Source organism: Psychromonas algicola (assembly GCF_004378355.1).
Classification (GTDB): domain Bacteria; phylum Pseudomonadota; class Gammaproteobacteria; order Enterobacterales; family Psychromonadaceae; genus Psychromonas.
In genome coordinates this window covers 45,738-70,303 of the sequence record NZ_SNUB01000009.1, presented here as the reverse complement: position 1 = coordinate 70,303, position 24,566 = coordinate 45,738, and the positions used below count along the sequence as shown (strand labels likewise).

The window sequence follows — 24,566 nt, the reverse complement described above, 5'->3', positions numbered from 1 at the left end:
CCGTGAGAGTTTGGACAATTGCAAATCAAAAAGGTGGTGTCGGTAAAACAACAACGGTTGTTTCTTTAGCAGGTCTACTGATTGATCGCGGTTTTCGGGTGCTTTTAATTGATACCGACCCTCATGCGTCATTGACTAGCTATTTACAATATGACTCTGATCAGCTTCCTGTGAGTCTGTATGATTTATTTCAAGATCCTGCAACCAACAAGGCTGAGTTAGATCAACTTATATTACCAACTGAAATAAACGGTTTATCTTTAATTCCTGCTTCTATGTCATTAGCGACATTAGATCGCGTTCTTGGTAACGCTGAAGGTATGGGATTGTTTTTAAAAAAACAGCTTAAATTGATTGAAGATGATTATGATTTTGTTCTGATTGATTGTCCGCCTGTTTTAGGGGTAATGATGATTAATGCATTAGCTGCCTGTGAGCGTATTTTAGTGCCTGTTCAAACTGAGTTCCTTGCCTCTAAAGGCTTGAAAAGAATGATACAAACCTTGGATATTATGCAACAATCTCGAGGTGAAGAATTTGATTATTGTATTATTCCAACTATGTTTGATCGACGTACAAAAGCATCGATTTCAACTTTAGATAAAATTAAAGAAACCTATAAAGATAAAGTATGGAGCGGAGTCATTCCAATCGATACCAAGTTTAGAGACGCAAGTTTAGAGCATTTACCTATTTCTCTATATACAAGTAACTGTCGTGGCGCTTTTGCCTACGAAACATTATTAAACTATTTGCTGCAGACTGAGCACTATTAAATGAAAAACAATAACGACGAAGCATTAAAAAATTACTTTGATTCAATGCTTCACGATAGCACTATGACAACGCCTGTTACGGCTAAAAGCACGCAAGTTAAAGAGCCGTTGCCAGATGTAAGTGGATTGCCGGAAGAACTTGTTTTTTCAAGCTCGAGTACAGAAAAAGATCTTAAATTAGAAACAGGTGAGCAGTTAAAAGCAGAAAATAATGCTAGCGATGTTGAAGAATGGAAAAATATTGATGTCGAAGATGAGTTTCAAGTGTTATTTTTTGAACTTAATAATGTTACTTTTGCAGTACCATTAACTGACTTAGGCGGTATATTTCATTTAGATGATACGCTTAACTTTTTAATGGGGAAACCTAAATGGTTTTCTGGGGTTATGAAAAGTCATGATCGCCTTTACAATATTGTTAATACTGCATTATGGTTGAAACTTGATCATAATGTTGAAAATCTAGAGTATACGCATTATGTCGCTCTAGGTAGTACATCTTGGGGACTTTCTTGTGAAAATTTACTGGGAACAGAGAATTTAAAGAAAGAGCAAGTTCGATGGAGAGAAAAGAAAGGATCTCGCCCTTGGTTAGCCGGTATGGTAAAGAAAAAAATGTGCGCTTTGATCCATGCTGAAGAATTAGTTAAGCTATTGAATCAAGGAATCGATATTCAAGGCTAATTTATTCTGGAAATTTAAAGAATTACTACTAAGCTAAATTTAAAATCACTAATAATTTAAGTAGAGATAATATGAATAAAGAAACTAAACTTACTGATAAAGCCTCATCTGATGATGAAATTTTTCAACGTGTAACGTTCTTATTAGAGAATGAGACTTACGGTATCAATGTAATGCAAGTACAAGAAATACTGCGTTATAGTGAAATTGCTGCAGTACCTGGTGCACCTGACTATGTATTAGGCATTATTAACATCCGTGGTAATGTTGTTACTGTTATCGATACTCGCTCTCGCTTTGGTTTGATGCCTGCTGATATTACTGATAATTCACGTATTGTTATTATTGAAGCTGAAAAACAAGTCATTGGTATTCTTGTGGATAGTGTTGCAGAAGTGGTTTATCTGAAAAAATCAGAAATGGAACCTTCTCCGCATGTTGGTACTGAAGAAAGCTCTCAATTTATTCAAGGTGTATGTAACCGTGATAATGGCTTATTAATTCTTGTTGATTTAAACAAACTACTCAGTAATGATGAGTGGGATGAATTAAGCTTATTATAATCCCAGTATCGAGTATTAGATGTTTCTAGAATATATCCCTTGGCTAGCGTTATCGTTAGCCATTGTTTTTTTTATCTTTATGTTGATTCTTTTCAATAAATTAAGAAAAAAAAACCACACTCTTGAAGTGTTAGTTAAATCATTATTAGCACAGCAAGAAATAAATAAAAGGCAGTTTACTGAAATCCATTCAGGTGCTGTCGGGATGGGAAAAAAATTACAGCAGTTAGATGTTGTGGTTAGAAAAACTCAAGAAAACCAAGTCAACTTAGTCGCATCTGCGCCTGAAAATAGGCTATATACAAGAGCCACTAAAATGGTTGAATTAGGTGCAAGCGTTGAAGAACTTATGATTGACTGTGAATTACCTAAAGCAGAAGCTGAATTGCTTTATAATTTACATCGCAAGTAAGTCATTAATTGCTCATTTAATGTTTTAAAATAGTTCTTTGTATTACCTTTCTGTTGATACAAAGAACTAAAACGCTTCACTTATACTGCTTTTTATCCTCAATTAAGTTTCTTCGTTACAATTTTCTTTAATAACTTTTTTATATTACCTGTGTTTTATTTTAAGGTTTTACTCTATATCCGATAGTTACTGATCTCGCTTTTCTATGTTAGGATTCAGTCATATTTTCTGCCGTTCTCTAGCGATCATATTACTATGATATTTAATTGTTTTTTCTTAGAAAGGTAAGCTTAAATGCTTCAATGTAAAAACTTAACTTGTGTTCGTGAAGAACGTATTTTATTTAACAATTTAAGCTTTACCTTGAGTGCTGGTGAAATTTTACATGTCGAAGGCCCTAATGGCGTAGGTAAAACAAGTTTATTTCGACTCTTGGTCGGTTTGTCTTCTCCCTATGCAGGTGAGATAAATTGGCAACAACAAAGCATTATGTCTGACAGAGAGTCTTATTATAAAACCATGCTTTATATTGGCCATAAGTCTGGTATTAAACCAGAATTGACTGCCTTAGAAAATTTACAGTTTTACCATGATTTATACAATCCAAAAGTAGAGTTTGATGCTTGGGAAGTGTTAATGCTTGTAGGTTTAGTTGGATATGAAAATGTACCCACTGCACAATTGTCAGCAGGACAGCAACGTCGCGTTGCTTTAGCAAGAATGTGGTTTAGTGATTGTAAATTATGGATTTTAGATGAACCGTTTACCGCTATTGATAAAAAAGGGGTAAAAGTTATTGAGGATTTATTAATTCAGCATGCTAAAAAAGGTGGGATGGTGGTTTTAACAACGCATCAGGATTTATCCATTCCAACTGAATTCTATAAAAAATTGATATTACATAAACCTACTACTGGTGAACAATATGTTTAATGCGTTTATTCAGGTGGTGCGAAAAGAGCTATTAGGCGCTTTTCGTCAGCAAAGTGATATTTTAAACCCAATTTGGTTTTTTGTTATTGTTGTCACTTTATTCCCTTTAGGTATTGGTACCGATCCCGCATTATTAGCTCGTATTGCACCTGGAATTATTTGGGTTGCTGCTTTATTAGCGGCATTACTTTCTTTTGAACGTTTATTTAAAGACGATTATATTGACGGTTCTTTAGAGCAGCTGATGTTAGCGCCGCATCCGTTAACTTGGTTAGTCAGTGCTAAAATTTTTGCACATTGGTTATTAACAGGGTTACCTATTTTATTAGTTTCTCCTTTGTTGGCTGTTTTTTTATCACTTGAAGTAAATACCTTTTGGGCTTTATTTCTAACATTGTTAATCGGTACACCGATCTTAAGTTTGTTGGGGGCAATTGGGGTTGCCTTAACGATTGGATTGCGTAAAGGAGGCGTATTGTTAAGTCTGATTATGCTGCCTTTAAGTATTCCAATTTTAATATTTTCAACCATGGCGATCGATGCAGCAACTTATGGACAGTCTTATTTAGGGCTGTTGGCCCTATTAGCGGCAATGTTGGTGGCTGCTGTGACCTTAGCGCCTTTTGCGATTGCGGCGTCCTTGCGAGTAAGTGTTAGTTAATTTTCAGTATTATTGCTGATTGTTTATTTAAAATAGAATAGAGATTTTATTATGTGGAAATGGTTACATCCTTATGCAAAAGCGGAAAAAAGCTATATTTTATCTGGCAAGTTAATGCCATGGTTTTTAGCGCTTGCATTGCCAACTTTTATTGTTGGTATGGTATGGGGATTAGCTTTTGCTCCCGCAGATTATCAACAAGGTGATAGCTTCCGCATTATTTATATTCATGTCCCAGCCGCTATGATGGCGATGGGAGCTTATTCGACTATGGCCATTGCTGCTTTTATTGGTTTAGTTTGGCAAATCCGTTTAGCTGAAATGACAGTTGCTGCTACCGCTCCTATTGGGGCTGTTTATACTTTTATCGCTTTATTTACTGGCGCTGCATGGGGGAAACCAATGTGGGGCGCTTGGTGGGTATGGGATGCAAGATTAACTTCCGAATTGATTTTGCTTTTTGTTTATTTGGGCATTATTGCGCTATATAATGCTTTCTCTGATAAAGTCTTAGCGGGACGAGCTGCTTCGATTCTCACTTTGGTGGGCGTTATTAATTTGCCTATCATTCATTTCTCTGTGGTGTGGTGGAATACTTTGCATCAAGGAGCAACTATCACTAAGTTTGATAAACCCTCTATGGCCACTGAAATGCTCATTCCATTACTTATTATGATAGTCAGTTTTGCTGCCTTTTTAGGGTTTATGGTTTTATATCGATTTAGAAATGAAATATTACAACGAGAAAGTCATCGTCCTTGGGTGATTGCTTTAGTTAAATCGTCTTCTTCTAACGATAGTCAAGGAGCTTAATATGGCTTTTGCATCATTCTCAGATTTTATTGCAATGGGTGGCTACAGTTTTTATGTCTGGTTAGCCTATGGCATTTCATTATTAAGTGTCGTGTTTCTCGTTATCAATACGGTTTCAAAACGTAAAAAAATATTTAGTCAAGTTGAACAGCGTTTACTACGTGAGCAACGTATTAAAGCTGCCGAAAATAAAGAAGGCATACTATGAATCCAAGACGTAAAAAGCGTTTATTAATTACTTCTTCACTTATTGTTGGTTTGTCATGCGCAGTTGGATTGACCTTATTTGCCCTGCAACAAAACATCGATTTATTTTATACACCGAATGAAATTATTAACGGTAAAAATGAAACGGGTATTAAACCTGAAATCGGACAACGTTTACGTGTCGGCGGTATGGTATTAAATGGCTCAGTGCAACGAGACCCTGATAGTTTGAAAGTGAGTTTTGATTTGATTGATAATCAAGCTGGCCAAATTACTGTGTATTTTGATGGTATCTTGCCTGATTTGTTTCGCGAAGGGCAAGGCATTGTGGCGCAAGGCACCTTAAAATCGAGTAATACGATTGATGCTTTTGAAGTATTAGCAAAGCATGATGAAGAGTATATGCCCCCTGAAGTTGCAGACGCGCTAAAGGGCATGGATCATTTAAAAACAGAACAATACAAATAAAAGGGTTAGATTAATGCTTCCTGAAATTGGTCAATTTACTTTAATTCTTGCTTGTTTATTAGCGTTGTTACAAACCATCTATCCTTTGTATGGCGTTTATACTGGACACCAAGGTGCGATACGTAGTGCAAAAATGTTTACTATTTTGCAATTTGTTGCGGTTGCATTTTCCTTTGTCATATTAAGCTATTCATTCTTAATCAATGATTTTAGTGTTGATTATATTGCAACCAACTCTAACTCGGCGTTGCCTTGGTATTATCGATTATCGGCAGTTTGGGGTGCCCATGAAGGCTCTTTATTATTATGGGTTTTTCTATTAGCGTCATGGAGTATTGCAGTTGCATTGATGAGTAAACGCTTACCTATTGAATCCGTAGCTCGAGTACTTGCTGTATTAGGTTTACTTGCATTTGGGTTTTATTTGTTTGTTTTATTAACATCTAATCCTTTTGACCGTACTTTGCCATATTTCCCTATCGATGGTCGTGATTTAAACCCTCTATTGCAAGACTTTGGTTTGATTATTCATCCGCCAATGTTGTACATGGGCTATGTTGGTTTTTCTGTTGCGTTTGCCTTTGCTATCGCTGCGCTTTTAGAAGGGCGCTTAGACAGTGCTTGGGCTAAATGGTCTCGTCCTTGGACAATGGCTGCTTGGATGTTTTTAACTGTTGGTATTGCATTAGGTAGTTGGTGGGCTTATTACGAATTAGGATGGGGCGGTTGGTGGTTTTGGGATCCAGTTGAAAACGCATCTTTTATGCCTTGGCTTGCTGGCACGGCTTTGATCCACTCTTTAGCGGTAAGTGAAAAACGTGGGGTATTTAAATCTTGGACTGTACTGCTTGCGTTAAGTGCATTCTCATTAAGTTTATTAGGCACGTTTTTAGTCCGCTCTGGAGTGCTTGTTTCTGTACATGCTTTTGCGAGTGATCCAACTCGTGGATTATTTATACTAGGATTTTTGGTTTTAGTGATTGGCGGCTCATTGCTTTTATATGCAGTACAAGCAGCTAAAGTGAAAAGTCGAGGCCGCTATGAATTAGCTTCACGTGAAAGCGTATTATTGATTAACAACATTCTGTTAATTGCCGCTTTGATTGTTGTATTGCTAGGAACATTATTACCCTTAGTGCATAAAGAAATTGGGCTCGGTAGTATTTCTATTGGCGAACCTTTTTTTAATCGAATGTTTACTATTTTAATTGTGCCTTTTGCTTTATTTGTTGGAGTCGGTTCTTTATTCCGTTGGAAACGTCAGCAATTAAATGATTTGAAAAAACCACTGGCTATGATTCTTATCATAAGCACCTTAGTCACTGTTCTTTTCCTGTTAGTCTTTGCTCCATTTTTAACTTGGTTGGCTGTGATGGGAACCTTCTTAGGTTTTTGGATCATTGTTGGTGTCGTTTATGAGATTTATCTACGTTCAACTCACCGACATAGTTTTTCCAAAGGCATTACAAAATTAGGTAATAGCCACTGGGCAATGAGTTTTGGGCATTTAGGTTTAGCTGTCATGATTATTGGTATTACTATGACGCAAAACTATTCAATCGAGAAAGATGTGAAGCTCGCGGTTGGGGAGCAAATTAGCTTTGAGCATTATGAGTTTCATTTTGATCAAGTTAAAGGCTTAAAGGCGCAAAACTATACAGCGACGGTTGGTGTGTTTACGGTTAAAAAAGACGGTGATTTTGTTGCCGTGATGCAAGCTGAAAAACGACTTTATACAGTACAGCGTATGCCTATGACTGAAGCTGCAATTGATGAAGGTTTTACGCGTGATTTATATATCGCAATGGGGGAAGTGCTACCCGATGGCGCTTGGGCTGTGCGTATTTATTATAAGCCATTTATTCGTTGGATTTGGTTGGGACCTTTATTAATGGCGTTTGGTGGTTTGTTGATGATTTGTGATAGACGTTATCGTAGCAAAAAAGAACCAGCAGGTGTTTTAGGAGATGAACATGCTTAATAAACGTCGAGTGTTAACACTTTTAATTCCTTTTATTATTTTTATCACCGGTGCTGTGTTTTTAGCAACACCATTATTAAAAGGAAGTGATCCAAGTAAGTTAGATTCTGCTTTAATTGGACAAGCAATTCCTGAATTTACCTTACAAGATATTTATGATGAAAATAAACAATATGATGCAAGTATTTTAAAAGGGCAAAAAATGCTCCTTAATGTTTGGGCAACATGGTGTCCAACCTGTTATGCAGAGCATACTTATCTTAATAAATTAGCGCAGCAAGGCTTCTATATTGTTGGTATGAATTATAAAGACGATCGTAAAAAAGCGATCCGTTGGTTAAAAGATTTAAACGACCCTTATAAAATTAGTTTGTTCGATAAAAGTGGGCTGTTAGGTTTAGATCTTGGTGTTTATGGTGCACCTGAAACTTTTTTAATCGATAGCCAAGGTATTATCCAATATCGTCATGTGGGTGATTTAAATGAACAAGTTTGGAATGATAAGTTGTTAGCTATTTACGAGGCAATGCAATGATTAAAGTAAGCAAGTTTAATTTACTCTCTGTTTTGTTATTGTTGTTGGGCTCTGTGTTATTTAGTACAAATGGGCAAGCGGCGATTGATACTTTTGAATTTGATAATGCTCAGCAAGAAAAAACATTCCATGAATTAACTAAACTTTTACGTTGCCCTAAATGTCAAAATCAAAATATTGCAGATTCAAATGCTGAACTGGCAAAAGATTTACGTAACAAAACCTATGATTTAGTTAAGCAAGGGCAAAGTAAAGAGCAAGTCGTTGATTACATGGTGGCTCGTTTTGGTAATTTTGTTCGTTATGATCCTCCTGTAACACCTGCGACTATCTTTTTATGGTTAGGGCCTTTGTTATTTATCATATTTGGTTTGTTAGTGTTGTTTAAACAGATTAAAAAACAACGTTCTAAAACAACTCATTTAGATGATCAAGAGCAACAAAAGTTACAAGCGTTGTTACAAAAGCATGTTAAGGATACACATTCATGATCTTACAATTTGTTATTGCCGCTTTATTACTTTTAATTGTGTTTGCTGTATTCATGGTTTCACCATTTATTGGACAGAAATCAAAGAAGTTAATTAATAAAGAACGACGCAATCAGCTTAACCATGAACTTTATGATATTCGTATTAAAGAAGTGGAAGACGATATTAGCCAAGGTGTTGTCGTTGATAAAGAAGCGATGGTGGCTGAGCTTCAGTATAATCTGCTAGATGATATTGATGAAAATGTTCAAAGTAAGCAGAATGATGCTAAACGTATTTGGATACCCGGCGTTGCTTTTTTAGTGTTAGCAAGTGTTGCATTGTATTGGTCAATTGGTGCTTTTAAGGAAGTGAACGATTGGCAAAATGCATTACAACGTTATCCTGAAATTCATAAAAAACTTTTTGAGCAACCTGATTCTCGCCCCAACGAGCAAGAACTTAAAGATCTCATGCTCGGTTTACGCAGCCATTTGGCAGATCAACCGAGTGATGCGCAAGGGTGGGTTTTATACAGCCGTTTAGGGCGTGTCTTTCAAGATAAAGAATTAGCAATTGGTGCCATTGAAAAAGCCTTACACTATGCGCCTAACAATATTGAAATCCAACTTGAATACATTGAATTAATTACCAAGATTGGTGATGAATATTCGCAGGCATCTGCACAATCAATGTTAGTTGGTTTTCTACAGCAACATCCTGATAATTACGATGCTTGGTCTATGTATGCTTTTATTGCATTACAAGAAGAAAACTTCGTTATTGCGATTGATGCTTGGCAGCAAATGTTAAAACTGGTTGATCCTAATAGTGAGCAAGCGGGAATGCTAAACCAGAGTATTCTTTATGCTAAAGATCAGTTGGCGCTGCAAATCGATCCTGAAGAAAGTCAAATTGAAGAACAGGTTGTAGTTAATCAATCGAATGATTCCGTTGCAGCTATTGGTCCTGCTTATAATGTGACTGTTACTATCACAGATAATGTAACTTATACCGCTAACAGTACTTTATTTATTTATGCACAACCGGTGAATGGGCCATCAATGCCTATCGCTGCAATTAAATTACCTGTTAGCGAGTTTCCTGTGAAAGTCGTTTTATCCGATGCAAATGCAATGATGCAAGGTATAAAATTAAGTGATCATAAACAGTTTATTATTAAAGCTAGAATCTCTGCAGATGGCACTGTAAATAGAACTGATGGACAATGGTTTGGAGCAAGTAAAATAGTCGAAGCCGGATCAACAGAGCAAATTGATATTGAAATAAATGAACAGTCTTAATATTACAATTAACCTTAGATGAACCATTATCTTTGCTTTTATATAGCGTATTATTTAGGTGATTTGATATGATCAAACGTTTTGCCATTTTATTCATTTTCTTATTCGTTAGTACTGCGAGTTATTCTCAGACTATGAAAGGGGATAATGACATTTATATGAGCGATCCTATTGAACCAATTAATCGTTGGGTGTGGGATTTTAACTATTATGTCTTAGACGCTCATATTTATAGGCCTGTAACAGAAACTTTCGTTGAATGGGTACCTAAGGTTGGTCGTGAAGCGCTATATAATGCTGCGCTTAACTTAGATGAGCCCGTTAATTTTGTTAATAATTTACTACAGTTAGAATTTAAAGGTGCCACAGATTCTTTGTTTCGTTTTGGTTTTAATTCTACTTTCGGCTTATTAGGCTTATTTGATATTGCCAAGTTAGGCGGCGTAGAAAGACGTAGTGAAAGCTTTGGTAATGTTTTAGGTACTTGGTCTGTGCCTCATGGGCCATATCTAATGGTACCGGCTCTTGGACCTCGCAGTACTCGTAATTTAGTAGGTGATGTTGTGGATAGTCTCTACTTTCCAAGTAGTTACCTAAATCTTTGGCAATCCAGTGTGGTTTGGGGAGTGAATGGTATCAATGTACGCGATAGCTTCTTAGGGCAAGAAATTTTAATTGACCAGTCATTAGACTCTTATACTTTTGTTAAAGAGGCCTACATACAAAATGAATTATTTAGAGAAAATGGGGGCAATAATGGCCTTATTCCTGCCGCTGAAACGCCACAAACTAACGAGCAGCAAAACACAGAGCAAGACCTTAGTGATTTCTTAGATGAAATTGATTAAGGAATTTAACATGGTGATAAAATTTATCATCAATAATCCAATTATAGGTTTGGGGTTGATATGTCAGTTTTAAATTTAATTACCATCGATGGTCCGAGTGGATCTGGTAAAGGTACTGTTTGTCACATACTTGCAAAAAAGTTGCAATGGCATTTATTAGACAGTGGCGCTTTATACCGAATTCTTGCTTATGCAGCATTGCAGAATAAGGTTTCATTGACTGATGCGAAAGCTTTATCTGAATTAGCGTTATCATTAGATGTGTCTTTTGTTTCTAATGGAAATGGTGTCGATACTTTATTATCTGGCGAAAATATAGGCGATAAACTGCGTACTGAAGTCGTAGGGCAAGCGGCCTCTGAAGTTGCTTCGATTCAAGATGTTAGAACTGCTTTATTAGCACGTCAAAAAGCATTTTTACAAGCGCCAGGATTGATTGCTGATGGACGTGATATGGGAACCGTTGTATTTCCAGATGCCGCCGTTAAAGTATTCTTAGATGCAAGTGCCGAAGAGCGAGCTGAACGCCGTTTTAATCAGTTGCAAGAGAAGGGCTTTAATGTTAATATCGCGCAAATTTTGAGCGAGATTAAAGAGCGTGATTTCCGAGATCGTAACCGAGCTGTTGCTCCTTTACGTCCCGCAGATGATGCGATTGTGATTGATTCTACGACATTAACAATTGATGAAGTTGTATCGAAAGTATTAGCTTTAGTTGAACTTAAATTAAAAATTACAGTTGAATGATTCAACTGTTTTACTAAAAACTGCTTTATGGATGAAGCGGTAATCTTTCTTGCCTCCCGTACGAATGGATTGTATGTGGTTGTATAAAATAAGTGTGAATAAATAGATGATGGAATCTTTTGCTGAACTATTTGAAGAATCTCTTCAACAAGTAGAAACTCGCCCAGGTACAATTGTTAAAGGTACAATCGTACGCATTAGCAACAACTTAGTATTCGTTGATGCAGGTCTTAAATCTGAAGCTGCTATCCCAGTTGAAGAATTCAAGAACGCTGCTGGCGAAATTGAAGTTGAAGTTGGCGATGTTTGTGATGTAGCTCTAGACGCTGTAGAAGACGGTTTCGGTGAAACTAAACTTTCTCGCGAAAAAGCTAAACGTCATGAAGCTTGGATCCAATTAGAGAAAGCGTACGAAGACCAAGAAACAGTTATCGGTGTTATTAACGGTAAAGTTAAAGGTGGTTTCACTGTTGAATTAAACGGTATCCGTGCTTTCCTTCCTGGTTCATTAGTTGACGTACGTCCAGTACGTGACACTGCTCACCTTGAAAACAAAGATATTGAATTCAAAGTGATCAAGTTAGACCAAAAACGCAACAACGTTGTTGTATCTCGTCGTGCTGTTATCGAAACTGAAAACAGTGTTGAACGTGATGAACTTCTTGAGAACCTTCAAGAAGGTCAAGAAGTTAAAGGTATCGTTAAAAACCTTACTGACTACGGTGCTTTCGTAGACTTAGGTGGTGTAGACGGCCTATTACATATTACAGATATGGCTTGGAAACGTGTTAAGCACCCAAGCGAAATCGTAACTGTTGGTGAAGAAATCAACGTTAAAATCCTTAAGTTTGACCGTGAGCGCACTCGTGTTTCTCTAGGTCTTAAGCAATTAGGTGAAGATCCATGGGTTGCTATCGCTAAGCGTTACCCAGAATCAACTCGTCTAACTGGTAAAGTGACAAACTTAACTGATTACGGTTGTTTCGTAGAAATTGAAGAAGGCGTTGAAGGTCTTGTTCACGTTTCTGAAATGGATTGGACTAACAAAAACATCCACCCATCTAAAGTTGTTAACTTAGGTGATATGGCTGAAGTTATGGTTCTAGATATCGATGAAGAACGTCGTCGTATTTCTCTAGGTCTTAAACAATGTAAAGCTAACCCGTGGGAAGAGTTCTCTTCAACACACGATAAAGGTCAAAAAGTTTCTGGTAAGATTAAATCTATCACTGACTTCGGTATCTTCATCGGTCTTGACGGTAACATCGACGGTCTAGTTCACCTTTCTGACATTAGTTGGGAAGTTGAAGGCGAGAAAGCAGTACTTGACTACAAAAAAGGCGACGAAATCGAAGCTGTTGTATTACAAGTTGACCCAGAGCGTGAACGTATCTCTCTAGGTATTAAGCAAATTGCTGCTGACCCGTTCAATAATTACTTAGCAGAATTCAAAAAAGGTACTATTGTTACAGGTACTATTTCTGAAGTTGATGCTAAAGGTGCTACAGTTCTTCTTACTGAAGGTGTTGAAGGTTACATCCGTGTTGCAGATATCTCACGTGACCGTATCGAAGACGCATCTACAGTGTTAAAAGCTGGTGAATCTGTTGAAGCTAAATACGTTGGTGTTGATCGTAAAAACCGCGTAATCAGCTTATCAATCAAAGCGAAAGATGAAGCAGATGAGAAAGATGCTATCGATAGCTTGAAACAACAAGATGAAGCAAGCATGGGTAATGCAATGCTTGACGCATTTAACGCTGCTAAAGGCAAATAATTAAAGGTGGCTGGTAACAGCCACTTTTAAAAGCATTAACTGGTGTCGTTTTAATTGTATTCACATAATACGAGGTAAGTTATGACTAAGTCTGATTTAATAGAAAGGCTAACCAGCAAGCACTTTCAACTTTCTGTAAAGGAAGTTGAAGATAGTGTAAAAGAAACATTAACACTGATGACTAATTCTCTCGCCTCTGGTGAAAGAATTGAAGTTAGAGGTTTTGGTAGTTTTTCTTTACATTACCGTGCTCCACGTATCGGCCGTAATCCTAAAACAGGTGATAAGGTTGAATTAGGTGGAAAGTACGTTCCTCATTTTAAGCCTGGTAAGGCATTGAGAGAACGTGTTAATGCAATTAATGCCTAAATAAAAAATGGTGCTGAAAAGCACCATTTTTTTTATCTATTATTTATTAACACCTGTAATTACTAATAACTTTTTGTTTATTGTCGTTATTTTTCCTATTTATGAGTCAATTATCTTAATCGATTCATATCAATGATTTATTCCCTGAATGATTTATAATACACTCATCTATTATTATATTTGTGTGGGTATCAGTATGAAACGTTTTCTCACTATATTAATCACAGTCTTATTTTTTGTTGTTGCTGTGATCTTGGGGTTAAAGAATCAACAGTTAGTTACTTTACACTTTCTTGTTGCTCAAAATGAATTGCGTTTATCAACGCTTTTAGCCATTATTTTTGCAATGGGGTTTTCTGTTGCGACATTCTTTTTTAGTTATTTCTATATCGCGTTGAAAATGAAAAACCGCCGTTTACGAAAAATTAATGTTAAACAGCACAAAGTTATTGAAGACTTACGTGCTAATACTGAAAAGATTAATTCTTAGTGCAAGAGATATTCTTCTTATTCCTCCCCATCGCTGCCTTTTATGGTTGGTATATGGGTGTGCGCAGCGTACACCAAAAAAACCAGAAAAAAGGGAACCAACTTACACGTGATTACGTTAAAGGTTTAAACTTCCTGCTTAATGAACAGCCTGATAAAGCGGTTGATCACTTTATTGCATTGTTAGATGTTGATGATGAAACCATTGAAACTCATTTAGCTTTAGGGAATTTATTCCGCCAAAATGGCGAAGTAGAGCGTGCTATACGCATCCATCAAAATTTGATTGCTCGTCCATCGTTAACTCTCGAGCAACGCGATTTAGCTATGTTCCAATTAGGTAAAGATTTTTATCAGGCTGGCTTATTTGATCGCAGTGAAGAAACCTTTACTCAATTAAAAGAATCTCCAGAATATAGACAAGTTGCTTTAGAAAATTTATTGCTTATTTATCAGCAATTAAAAGATTGGAAAGAAGCAATATCTTGTACTGAGCAGCTAAGTAAATTAGGTAAAGAATATGCAAAACCTAGAACCTTATCTTATTTATACTGTAGCTTAGCGGATCAACTTTCTAAGCAAGGGCAGAAAAAACAAGCTATCAAGTTATATCAAAAAGCGTTAAAAACTTATCCTGAATGTATCCGTGCTTGCTTAGCTATTGCTGACTATTACGATCAAGAAGAACAATTCGAAAAAGCGTTAGAGATACTTGAAAGTGTGCCTGAATTAGATATTGATTTCACTGAAGTGATTTTAGATAAATTGCATAACCTTCATAAGAAACTTGGTACTGAAAAGAAGTTAATGAAGTTTTTGTTTCGCGTTGTTAGCTGGGGCGGTGGCGCCAGCTCAGTTATTTTATTATCAAAGTTAATTGCTAAATTTAATAGCGTTGAAAAAGCACAAGCTTTTATATTACAAGAATTAAGACGTAACCCGACAATGAAAGGGTTTAATCATTTAATGACTTATCATTTACAGTTAGCTAAATCTGATAGTGAAAAAGATAGTTTACTGTTTTTACAAAAATTAGTAAGTGAACAAATTAAATTTAGACCTGGCTATCGTTGTAAAAAATGTGGGTATTCAACTAAGAAACTTTTTTGGCAATGCCCGTCATGTAAAAGTTGGGGACGTATTAAACCTATTCGTGGTTTAGATGGAGAATAACTTTTCCTGTTAAGGCATTTGTTCGCATTACAAGTTATGAAAGACATAAAATATTAGGATAAAAAATGAATCAGTTAGATCCCAAAGTCATTATTGCATTAGATTATGATAATAAAGAACAAGCATTAGCTTTTATAAAACAATTAGATCCTGCAACTTGCCGCCTAAAAATAGGTAAAGAGATGTTTACTCATTTCGGCCCTGAATTTGTAAAAGAAGTCGTTAGTAAAGATTTTGATGTATTTTTAGATCTTAAATTTCATGATATCCCTAATACTGTCGCGAAAGCTGTCAAAGCTGCCGCAGATCTTGGTGTCTGGATGGTTAATGTTCATGCAAGTGGTGGACGACGTATGATGGAAGCAGCTAAAGCTATATTAATGCCCTATGGTGATAAAGCGCCTTTATTAATCGCTGTAACTGTATTAACAAGTATGGATCAGGAAGACCTGAATGAGCTAGGGATTAATTTAACCCCAGCAGAACAAGTTAAACGCTTAGCTAAGTTAACTCAATTATCGGGTTTAGATGGTGTTGTTTGTTCATCTCATGAAGCAGAAGAGCTTAAAACGCTATTAGGTGATTCATTTAAGCTTATAACACCAGGAATTCGTCCTGTTGGTTCAGAAGCCGGCGATCAACGCCGTATTAAAACACCAAAAGAAGCAATTGAGAGTGGTTCTGATTATTTAGTCATTGGCCGTCCTATTACTCAAGCACAAGACCCTGTCAATGTTTTAAAAGAGGTTAATGCATCATTAAGCTAAGATGTATTAAAGGATAACTCCTTGCTATGAAAAAAATTAATATTAATAAGTATAAAGCTGACTTTATACAGAAGTTTACTTTCGACTTTAAAAAATGGATGTCACCGGCTATTCGCGACTATTATTCATTATTTATTAAGAAGGCGCATAATAATAGAGCGCAACTATTAGGTTGGATTAAAGAATACTCGGTTCTAGAGAACGGTAAATCCATTAAAGTTGCACAGAAACCAATTCAAGTTTCTTCTGAAGCAAGAGAAACATTTTTAACGTTACAAGCTCAAATTGGTCAAGAAGTACATGTGGGTGACTGGTTGAAAATTACACAGGATCGTGTGGATCAATTTGCATATGTAACAGAAGATCATCAATGGTTACATAATGATGTAGAAAGAGCTGAAAAAGAGTCTCCTTTTAAAACTACGATAGCACATGGCTTTCTAACTTTATCCTTACTTCCTCGCTTAACTGATAGCGTTGATGCTGATGAGCCTGCTTATCCAAGCGCTAAAATGACAGTGAATTATGGTCTTAACCAAGTGCGTTTTCCATACCCTGTTAAAACAGGTAGTGTGATAAGAGCACATAGTCGCTTAATTAAAGTTTCACCTATTAAACGAGGTTTAGAAATAGAGAAAGAAATTTCTATTGAAATTAAAGGTACACGCCGACCTGGTTGCGTAGCTGTTTCTGTTGTGAGGGTTTACTTTTAATTTCAGCTAGTTAAAGTTTCATTTTTATTTTTAATAAAGGCGTTGGATCTAAAGATCTAACGCCTTTTTTATTAATTTTAATTTAATTGATCTTTTTTACATAAATTTACTAAAGAAATAATTTGATGTGCCGATAAAGTTATTAAGTCTGAACATCGACTGTTTTGAAAATGAACCGTTAAGATAGAAAAATAAAATCTTAAAAAAGATTAAAGTTATTTTTTAAGCGGTCGATACAAATAATACATGAATAATTAACCTAATTTAAAAATAGATATAAACCAAGGAGCTCATCATGGCATCAGTAGTAAACACGAATATATCGTCGCTTAATGCACAACGTCAATTAAGCAAAACACAAGCAGCATCTAACGAAGCAATGGAACGTTTATCTTCTGGTTTACGTATCAATAGTGCAAAAGATGATGCCGCAGGTCTTGCAATATCTACAGGTATGCAATCGCAAATCAAAGGTATTAATATGGCCGTTCGTAACGCGAACGATGGTGTATCAATGGCGCAAACAGCTGAAGGTGCAATGGATGGTATGACTAACATCCTACAACGTATGCGTGAATTAGCAGTGCAATCTGCAAATGATACAAACTCTGACTCTAACCGTAAAGCGATTCAATCTGAGGTTTCACAATTACATTCAGAGCTTGATCGTATTGCTGAAACAACGGAATACAACGGTACTAAAATGTTGAATGGCTCTGGTGGTTCAACAACTTTACAAATTGGTGCGAATGCAGGGCAATCATTAACTTTCTCAATCGATTCTGTAACAACGAACGATTTAGAGTTAAATGGTGACCTTAATAAAGGTGACTTAAACGGTGGCCGTGTTACTGCTAATCTTACTGAGTCTTCAGTTCAAATTAATGGCGTTATATTATCTGCTGCAACAGAGATTCTAGGTAATACTGCACGAGCTAATGCAAATGCTATTAATGATAAAACGGCACAAAGTGGCGTAACAGCAGATGCATATAACGTGGTTCAAGGTTCTGCGTTTGAAAACGGTAAAGCTGCAACAGGTATTACATCTGGTTTAGAAATTAAGATTGGTAATACACCAGCAGTAGAATTAGGTGCAACTTCTTCAATGAGCAACCTAGTTGATACGATTAACCGTGATGTTGAAGGTGTAAAAGCTTCACTTGATAATAAAGGTGGTGTCGTTTTAACTAATGATACTGGTGAAGACATCGATATTTCAGGTAATGTTGCAGGTTCTGGTTTAACTGCTGCTAATAACAAAGGTTATATTTCATTAACAAGTTCAGACGGTACTGCAATTAGTATCAGTGATGGCTCATCTGTAACTAATACGCCAACGCTTGGAACTGCAACTGCTTCATTAGGTTTCTTAGTGTCAAATGGCGCAAGTACAATCAGTACTGGTGAAACTGCAACAACACCTGGCGGCGTAGTTTCTAATGATGAAGTTACAATCAATGGTGTTAAACTAGTTGCAAGTAATGCTACATCAATTGATGATGTTGTTGCTGCTGTAAATTCATTGACTGAAAAATCTGGTGTTATTGCTACTGTTCAAGGTAGTGGTATGACATTAACTACTAACGATGGAAGCGCAGTAGAAATACTTTCTGGCGCTGATGGTCAAGATGCTCAAGTTGCTGCATTAAGCAAGTTAGGTATAACTAATGAAATGGGTGGTAAAGTTATCGATTCATTAGGTGTTAATGTATCCACAATGTCTGGTGCAACTGCTACATTAGGTTTAGTTGATGATGCTTTGCAGCAAATCAGTTCTGCTCGAGCTAATTTAGGTGCAACGCAAAACCGTTTAGGCTCTACTATTTCTAACTTAGAAAATGTATCGCAAAACTTATCTGCATCTAACTCTCGTATTCAAGATGCTGACTTTGCGGCTGAAACATCTAAGATGAGTAAAGCACAAATCTTAGGGCAAGCTGGTACTTCAATGCTTTCACAAGCAAATGCGTCGAAGCAAAGTATACTTTCACTACTTGGTTAAACAAGTAGGGAAGCTAACTAGTTGATTTATAGCTCCCTAGCAATAGGGGGCTTTTTTGCTATTAAACAGAATGAAAAGGTGGTTACTATGTCAGAATTTAATGTTGATATTTATTCATCAGGTTTTGTTGGTGTTGGAGCCGATAGCCCTACAAAAAAAACAGAGCAAGTAAAATTAGCTGCTGAGCAAGAAGAGAAAGCGCAATTAAAAGCTCAACCTCAAACCCCTGCTTATACGCAAGAAGTTTCTGAAGCTGTTACTGAAGTTAATGACTTCTTAAAAAATATGAATAGAAACTTATCATTCAGTGTTGATAAAGATTCTGGTGATAGCATTATTATTATCAAGGATTCTGAAAATGATGAAGTTATTAGACAAATTCCTTCAGAAGAGCTTTTGGTTATACGGAAAAAAATGGATTACCTTGTAGGTGTTCTATTCGATGCTAAGGTTTAAGTGTGATCAATTATTTATCTTAAACTTTTCATTAGAGATAAAAATAATTAGAGATAAAAAAATATTAAGTTATTAATTTTATATCTTAATACTTTTTTATCTTTTGGCTTGATTTTTGCTTTTCTTTAAAAGTAAGTTAAGATAGTTAAGGAGCTAAAATGGCTGGAATTACATCGACAGGTCTTGGTACAGGGCTTGATATAAAAAAAATGGTCGGTGCTATTGTAGGAGCTGAAAAAGAACCCGCTTTAGCGACTATGGTTTCTGAAAAAGAGAAAGCCACATCTGCAATTTCAGCCTATGGAGTGTTAAATAATAACCTTGATGCTTTTAAAGATTCCTATTCAGCACTTTCTCGTAAATCCACATTCTCAGCTGCTAGTGCTTCAAGCAGTGACAGCTCCGTTCTTGACGTAACACTTGGCGTAGGCGCGGAAACTGGCAGCTGGGACTTTGAAGTTAAACAAAAAGCTAAAGCCCAAAGTATTGTATCTCCTTCTTCACATTCATATGAAAAAGCAACTTCTGAAGTCGGTATGGGTGAAATCTCTTTTGCCTATGGTACATATGAAGAAGATGGCACTTTTTCAGTTAATCCAAATCAGGAAGTTGAAACATTAACCATTGATGCTTCCAATAATTCTCTTGGTAAATTGCGTGATTCAATCAATGAAGGGAATTATAGTGTTTCTGCGTCTGTTGTTAACGATGGTGATAATTATAGGTTGGTTTTAACTAATAAAAACACCGGTGAAGCCAATGCAATGCAATTAACAGTAGTAGATAGTGATGGTAATAATCAAGATGCCTCTGGTTTATCTTCTTTAACTTATTCCGCTGATGTTAAGCATATGGAAAAAACTGAAACGGCACAGGATGCTAAAATCGTTGTAGATGGGATCCAGATAAAAAGACCAACAAATAATATAACCAGTGTTATTGAAGGTGTTACGTTAAATATCGGAACAGAATCAAAAGTAGGTGAAAAAGTATCTTTAACAATTGTTAAAGATACTACTATTGTATCGGATCAAATTAAAGCCTTCGTTGAAAACTATAATAATACTATTTCTGAAATGAATGAATTAACTGCGTTTGCGGGTGAAGGCGGCGAGGATGGTGTTTTAAATGGAGACTCTACGGTACGTAATATAAAAACTCAAATGCGAACAGTATTAAATACATCGATGACTCATATTGACGGAGCTGTAAAAAGTTTTGCTGACTTGGGTATGTTAACGAATCGAGATGGTACTTTAACCCTTGATGAGAATAAAATGAATCAAGTCATGGATACCGATATGGAGAGTATCGCTGATTTCTTTACCGCTTCAGGTGGTGCTAGCGACCCATTGATTAACTTTGAAAGTAAAGGCTACTTTACCCGCCCTGGTAGCTATGATGTCGAGGTTAATAAATTTGCAACACAAGGTAAATTAACAGGTGAAATATTTAATTTAAAATCTTTACCTATTACTCTCGATTCTGATAATAATTCTTTTAAAGTTCGGTTAGATGGTTTCTTATCTAATGATATTGAACTTACTCCAAAAACTTATCAAACCATGACTGATTTGGTTGATGAGTTACAATCCCAGATAAATTCAGATAATACCTTTTCTGAAAAAGGTTTAGGAGTTAATGTGTATGAAGAAGACGGTGCGATTAATATTGCTTCTAAGCGTTATGGTACCGTTTCTACTGTCGCGATTAATGAAATCGAAGATTCGGCATTTTTCACAAGGTATCTAGGCTTATCTGTTGCCGGTGGTGTAAATGGAGAAGATGCAGAAGGGTTTATTGATGGAAAAGAAGCTGCAGGTGATGGTCAATTATTACGTTCAATAGAAGGTCCTTCTCAAGGAATTGTTGCAGAGGTCAAAGGGGGAGAATTAGGTCCTCGCGGAACTATTTCTCATTCTGAAGGAATGGGCGCAATGCTTAACAATACTCTTGATGGAATTATTGACTTCAATATTAGTTCTGCTGCTGGTGACGTTAGTGTCAGTAATACCACTATAGATGGTAAAGTTGATTCATTATTTAAGCAGATACAAAAAGTGAGTAAGCAAGAAGAAACGTTAAACTATAGAATGGAAAAGCTAGAAGCGCGTTTGTATAAACAGTTTAATGCAATGGATGGTGCAGTATCCGGATTAGATAATCTAAAAGCTTATATGACAGCAACGCTGGATAACCTCCCTGGTTACACAAATAATTAGCATTTTATGCTCTAGGCTCTTATTTAAATAGTATTCTATTTGGCTATTATTTTTATAGTGCGTTATCTTATTCTCTTTATATTTAAAATAACAACTAGGTATGACAATGGCCATTCAATTAGATCCCTTGCAACTTAAAATACAAACGCAATTACTGCATGTAACTTTTTTGAAAAATATGGCTTTTTTAAAGCAAAATATGCCTACTATTTATCAATACTATCAAGGTTATACTTCTACTAATATTCAACTCGCCCTCGATGATAATGGCTTTATTAATCTTGCTGTTAATAATGCCTTCTTATATCCTGAAGATCCCAAAGCTATATCTCATCAGCAAGTGAACGCTTTTTTACAGAATCCACCAAGCCTTGATTTCGAAATTGAACCTGTAGATGAAGAAAAATCTACTTATCAGCATGAAAAAGTTATTAGCACCCTATTTAATAAAAGAAAAGAAGACTTAAATGGTAATAGCGCTTATTCATTAAGACCCGGCGATCAAATAAACTTTATCGCATTCGTTGGAAGTGGATTAGGGCATCATATTAATGAATTATTAGATCAATATTCAATCCGATCGTTATTTATTTATGAACCTGAGCCAGATGTGTTTTTTGCTACCTTACATAATATTGACCTGGGCGAATGGTTTGAAGCATGTCAGCGATTAGGCGGTGAATTAACGCTTAAAATTGGCGGAACGGAAGAAGAGTTTGTGAATGAAATATATGCTTACTTTAAACGTGAAGGCTTCTTTAATTTAGTGCAGATGTATTTATACCGCCATTATATGAGTGATACAACGTCTGGTGCCTTTAAAAGAATCAATGAACTCGCTTACCGCTATAAATCAGGGTGGGGATTTTGTGAAGATGAAATAATTGGTATTTCTCATACTCTGACTAACATCTCTAAAAACAAAGCTCATATTCTTTTGGATGGCGTTAAACAAAATGAATCATATCCCGTTTTTGTGATTGGAAATGGTCCATCACTGACTGAGAATATGAAATATATTAAACAGAATCAAAACAATGCCATCATCATTTCATCGGGTACTTCACTAAAACCTTTATTAGATAATGGAATCATTCCTGATTTACATGTTGAACAAGAAAGGCCTAAATATATTTATCAGTGGGTAAAAAAAGTAGGACATGATGATCTACTTAAACAAATCCCTTTGCTTTGCCTTAATACTGTTTACCCTGGTATTTTATCGCTATTTAAACAACCTTATGTTGTGATGAAGTCTGGTGATGCAGGAACAACCTTTATTAATGAATACGTATCTGATAAATACCATGAGCTTTTTTTCTGTAATCCTACTGTGACTAATGCCTCTACTGCGAGTGCAGTTGCAATGGGCTTTAAAAAACTCTATCTGTTTGGATTAGACTATGGGTTTAAATCTAAAGAAGAGCATCATGCTAAAGGTAGTGCATATGATGATGTTAAATCGTTTCAGTTACACAGTGAATTAAAAGTTGCTGATAATAAAGGTGGTTATATTAATACTACCCATATCTTTGATTTTTCACGTGGCGTATTAGAAATGTTATTAGGGGCGAATAAACAGGTAGACTGCATCAATATTAGTGATGGAGCAAAAATAGAGCATGCAAGTTACTCTGATCATTTTCATCTTCCTAAACTGAAAGAGATTAAGAATAAACAAAAAGTCGTTGAGCAATACTTAACTAATAGTTTTAATGATGATTATGTTATCTCGCACGATTTATCTGCTGAATTTAAAGCGGTGCTTCCTGAGTTTCAAGCTTATATTTCTGCTATTTGCGATAGCTTAAACGAAGTTGTTAATAAGAACCAATTAACAGAAATATTTTCTCTACAATATAAATTCGTTAATGATTTCGAAGGGGATAGAAGTAGAAAATTATTCCATAAAATATTTAGTGGCTCATTAAATTATTTGCAAGCCTCTATTATGGATAATGTTTCACGTTATCGAGATCAAGTTGCACAAGAAGCTTACATTGCATTTTGTATTCATGAAATGAAAGAGCATTTATTATTTTTGTTTAATGATCTAAGTGAACACTTTGATAAGGATGCAAGAGCTTAATAACTAGGATTGGCCGATGAGTATTCAGATTACTCATCAGCCTATTTATTCAAACATATCTTCTTTTAAAGCTGTGCCTGATTTTATATTGTATTTTGCCGTTTTATTTAATACTGACTCATAACATTTTGGAGCAAGTCCAAACCCTGGTCTGATGCTTCTAATATTGTCCTTAGTTAGTTTTTCACCTTGTTTTATCTCTTTTATAACATAAAGCGAACGGCGAAATTTAACATTCCCTTTCTCGGCTTCTGTTTGTTCATAGTTTACATTGCCTAATGCTAACCAAGCTGTTTTACTATCTTTACATAGTTGAGTTAACTCTTTAGGCTCTAATGAAAAGCTATCATCAGGGCCACCACCAGAGCGATTTAACGTGACATGTTTTTCAATTAAACAAGCGCCTAAAGCAACAGAAGCGATGGCTGTCGCATTATCAATGGTATGGTCTGATAAGCCTGCTAACACTTGATAGCGATCTGAAATATCTGCGATAGTACGTAAATTATATTGTTCTGCAGGAGCAGGGTAGCCACTGACACAATGCAAAACAATCAACTCTTTACAACCATTCTTACGAGCGCAGTCAACGGCTTCTTGGATTTCTTGTTGGTTCGCCATACCTGTTGACATGATCATAGGTTTACCTGTTTGCGCTACTCGTTTGATAAGTGGCAGGTCAACCAGTTCAAAGGAAGCAATTTTGTAAGCGGGTGCTTCTAGAGCTTCTAATAAATCAACTGCCGTTGAATCAAAAGGGGAGCTAAAAATAGTGATGCCTAGTTCTTTCGCTTTAGCAAATAAAGGTTGGTGCCAATCCCATGGCATATGCGCACCTTTGTAGAGTTGATAAAGAGTCTGACCATCCCATAAGCCGCCATGAATTTGAAACTCTTCCGAGTCACAATCCATTGTAATGGTTTCATGCGTGTAGGTTTGCAGCTTAACGGCATCTGCTCCTGCTTGCTTGGCCGCTTCCATAATTTGATAAGCTCGCTTGATATCACCATTATGGTTAGCAGAAAGCTCGGCAATAATATAGGGAGGATAATCAGATCCAATTTTTCGATTATCAATAGTGACAAATGGTTTCATATTCTTCCT

General features: G+C 36.1%; 26 protein-coding genes. 25 read left to right on the top strand and 1 reads right to left on the bottom strand.

Features of this window, described 5'->3' with window-relative positions; all coding sequences use genetic code 11:
- The first annotated feature begins 2 nt into the window (after window positions 1-2).
- From E2R67_RS06580 to E2R67_RS06460, 25 genes are all read left to right on the top strand, one after another.
- On the top strand, window positions 3-776 hold the full coding sequence (locus E2R67_RS06580; protein WP_134290138.1) for a ParA family protein: 774 nt from the start codon (window positions 3-5) through the stop codon (window positions 774-776).
- Window positions 777-1,460 (top strand): chemotaxis protein CheW, encoded by a 684-nt coding sequence (locus tag E2R67_RS06575; RefSeq protein WP_134290137.1) that lies wholly within the window; start codon window positions 777-779, stop codon window positions 1,458-1,460. It abuts the gene before it with no gap.
- A gap of 71 nt (window positions 1,461-1,531) precedes the next feature.
- Entirely contained in the window at window positions 1,532-2,023 is a 492-nt protein-coding gene (locus E2R67_RS06570; RefSeq protein ID WP_134290136.1) for a chemotaxis protein CheW, read from the top strand.
- Window positions 2,024-2,042: 19 nt separating this feature from the next.
- A complete protein-coding gene (locus E2R67_RS06565; RefSeq protein WP_134290135.1) occupies window positions 2,043-2,435 on the top strand; it encodes a DUF2802 domain-containing protein in 393 nt (130 codons plus the stop codon).
- Between the two features lie 294 nt (window positions 2,436-2,729).
- Complete coding sequence (gene ccmA, locus E2R67_RS06560) at window positions 2,730-3,368, top strand: cytochrome c biogenesis heme-transporting ATPase CcmA (protein WP_134290134.1); 639 nt, start codon at window positions 2,730-2,732, stop codon at window positions 3,366-3,368.
- A complete protein-coding gene (ccmB, locus tag E2R67_RS06555) occupies window positions 3,361-4,029 on the top strand; it encodes a heme exporter protein CcmB (protein WP_134290133.1) in 669 nt (222 codons plus the stop codon). Before ccmA ends, ccmB begins: the two co-directional genes overlap by 8 nt.
- A gap of 51 nt (window positions 4,030-4,080) precedes the next feature.
- The gene (locus E2R67_RS06550) at window positions 4,081-4,842 is read left to right on the top strand and encodes a heme ABC transporter permease (protein ID WP_134290132.1); all 762 of its coding nucleotides are present in this window, start codon (window positions 4,081-4,083) and stop codon (window positions 4,840-4,842) included.
- 1 nt (window position 4,843) lies between these two features.
- Window positions 4,844-5,050: a heme exporter protein CcmD gene (ccmD, locus tag E2R67_RS06545; RefSeq protein WP_134290131.1), complete on the top strand. Its 207-nt coding sequence runs from the start codon at window positions 4,844-4,846 to the stop codon at window positions 5,048-5,050.
- The gene (gene ccmE / locus E2R67_RS06540; RefSeq protein ID WP_134290130.1) at window positions 5,047-5,517 is read left to right on the top strand and encodes a cytochrome c maturation protein CcmE; all 471 of its coding nucleotides are present in this window, start codon (window positions 5,047-5,049) and stop codon (window positions 5,515-5,517) included. The genes ccmD and ccmE overlap by 4 nt, the downstream gene beginning before the upstream one ends.
- Window positions 5,518-5,530: 13 nt before the next feature.
- The gene (locus E2R67_RS06535; RefSeq protein WP_134290129.1) at window positions 5,531-7,498 is read left to right on the top strand and encodes a heme lyase CcmF/NrfE family subunit; all 1,968 of its coding nucleotides are present in this window, start codon (window positions 5,531-5,533) and stop codon (window positions 7,496-7,498) included.
- Window positions 7,491-8,033: a DsbE family thiol:disulfide interchange protein gene (locus E2R67_RS06530; protein WP_134290128.1), complete on the top strand. Its 543-nt coding sequence runs from the start codon at window positions 7,491-7,493 to the stop codon at window positions 8,031-8,033. Before E2R67_RS06535 ends, E2R67_RS06530 begins: the two co-directional genes overlap by 8 nt.
- Window positions 8,030-8,524, top strand: a complete 495-nt coding sequence (locus tag E2R67_RS06525; protein ID WP_134290127.1) for a cytochrome c-type biogenesis protein — start codon at window positions 8,030-8,032, stop codon at window positions 8,522-8,524. The genes E2R67_RS06530 and E2R67_RS06525 overlap by 4 nt, the downstream gene beginning before the upstream one ends.
- Window positions 8,521-9,807: a c-type cytochrome biogenesis protein CcmI gene (ccmI, locus tag E2R67_RS06520; RefSeq protein WP_134290126.1), complete on the top strand. Its 1,287-nt coding sequence runs from the start codon at window positions 8,521-8,523 to the stop codon at window positions 9,805-9,807. Before E2R67_RS06525 ends, ccmI begins: the two co-directional genes overlap by 4 nt.
- 68 nt (window positions 9,808-9,875) lie before the next feature.
- A complete protein-coding gene (locus E2R67_RS06515; protein WP_134290125.1) occupies window positions 9,876-10,655 on the top strand; it encodes an MlaA family lipoprotein in 780 nt (259 codons plus the stop codon).
- Window positions 10,656-10,715: 60 nt separating this feature from the next.
- Window positions 10,716-11,402, top strand: a complete 687-nt coding sequence (gene cmk, locus E2R67_RS06510; protein ID WP_134290124.1) for a (d)CMP kinase — start codon at window positions 10,716-10,718, stop codon at window positions 11,400-11,402.
- Window positions 11,403-11,508: 106 nt separating this feature from the next.
- Window positions 11,509-13,179, top strand: coding sequence for a 30S ribosomal protein S1 (gene rpsA / locus E2R67_RS06505; protein ID WP_134290123.1), 1,671 nt, complete (start codon window positions 11,509-11,511; stop codon window positions 13,177-13,179).
- 81 nt (window positions 13,180-13,260) lie between these two features.
- Window positions 13,261-13,548: an integration host factor subunit beta gene (ihfB, locus tag E2R67_RS06500; protein WP_134290122.1), complete on the top strand. Its 288-nt coding sequence runs from the start codon at window positions 13,261-13,263 to the stop codon at window positions 13,546-13,548.
- 196 nt (window positions 13,549-13,744) lie between these two features.
- On the top strand, window positions 13,745-14,038 hold the full coding sequence (locus tag E2R67_RS06495) for a LapA family protein (RefSeq protein ID WP_134290121.1): 294 nt from the start codon (window positions 13,745-13,747) through the stop codon (window positions 14,036-14,038).
- Window positions 14,038-15,210 carry a lipopolysaccharide assembly protein LapB gene (gene lapB, locus E2R67_RS06490; RefSeq protein ID WP_134290120.1) on the top strand — a complete coding sequence of 391 codons (1,173 nt, stop codon included), beginning with the start codon at window positions 14,038-14,040 and terminating at the stop codon, window positions 15,208-15,210. Before E2R67_RS06495 ends, lapB begins: the two co-directional genes overlap by 1 nt.
- 65 nt (window positions 15,211-15,275) lie before the next feature.
- Window positions 15,276-15,977 (top strand): orotidine-5'-phosphate decarboxylase, encoded by a 702-nt coding sequence (gene pyrF, locus E2R67_RS06485; RefSeq protein WP_134290119.1) that lies wholly within the window; start codon window positions 15,276-15,278, stop codon window positions 15,975-15,977.
- Between the two features lie 26 nt (window positions 15,978-16,003).
- Entirely contained in the window at window positions 16,004-16,690 is a 687-nt protein-coding gene (locus tag E2R67_RS06480; protein ID WP_134290118.1) for a MaoC family dehydratase, read from the top strand.
- A gap of 295 nt (window positions 16,691-16,985) precedes the next feature.
- Window positions 16,986-18,695, top strand: coding sequence for a flagellin N-terminal helical domain-containing protein (locus E2R67_RS06475; RefSeq protein ID WP_134290117.1), 1,710 nt, complete (start codon window positions 16,986-16,988; stop codon window positions 18,693-18,695).
- 87 nt (window positions 18,696-18,782) lie between these two features.
- Complete coding sequence (locus E2R67_RS06470) at window positions 18,783-19,151, top strand: flagellar protein FlaG (RefSeq protein WP_134290116.1); 369 nt, start codon at window positions 18,783-18,785, stop codon at window positions 19,149-19,151.
- 158 nt (window positions 19,152-19,309) lie between these two features.
- A complete protein-coding gene (gene fliD, locus E2R67_RS06465) occupies window positions 19,310-21,373 on the top strand; it encodes a flagellar filament capping protein FliD (RefSeq protein WP_134290115.1) in 2,064 nt (687 codons plus the stop codon).
- Between the two features lie 106 nt (window positions 21,374-21,479).
- Window positions 21,480-23,462: a motility associated factor glycosyltransferase family protein gene (locus tag E2R67_RS06460; RefSeq protein WP_166739330.1), complete on the top strand. Its 1,983-nt coding sequence runs from the start codon at window positions 21,480-21,482 to the stop codon at window positions 23,460-23,462.
- A gap of 45 nt (window positions 23,463-23,507) precedes the next feature.
- Here the strand turns inward: E2R67_RS06460 and pseI are convergent, their stop codons facing one another.
- Window positions 23,508-24,557 (bottom strand): pseudaminic acid synthase, encoded by a 1,050-nt coding sequence (gene pseI / locus E2R67_RS06455; RefSeq protein ID WP_134290113.1) that lies wholly within the window; start codon window positions 24,555-24,557, stop codon window positions 23,508-23,510.
- Between the last annotated feature and the right edge of the window lie 9 nt (window positions 24,558-24,566).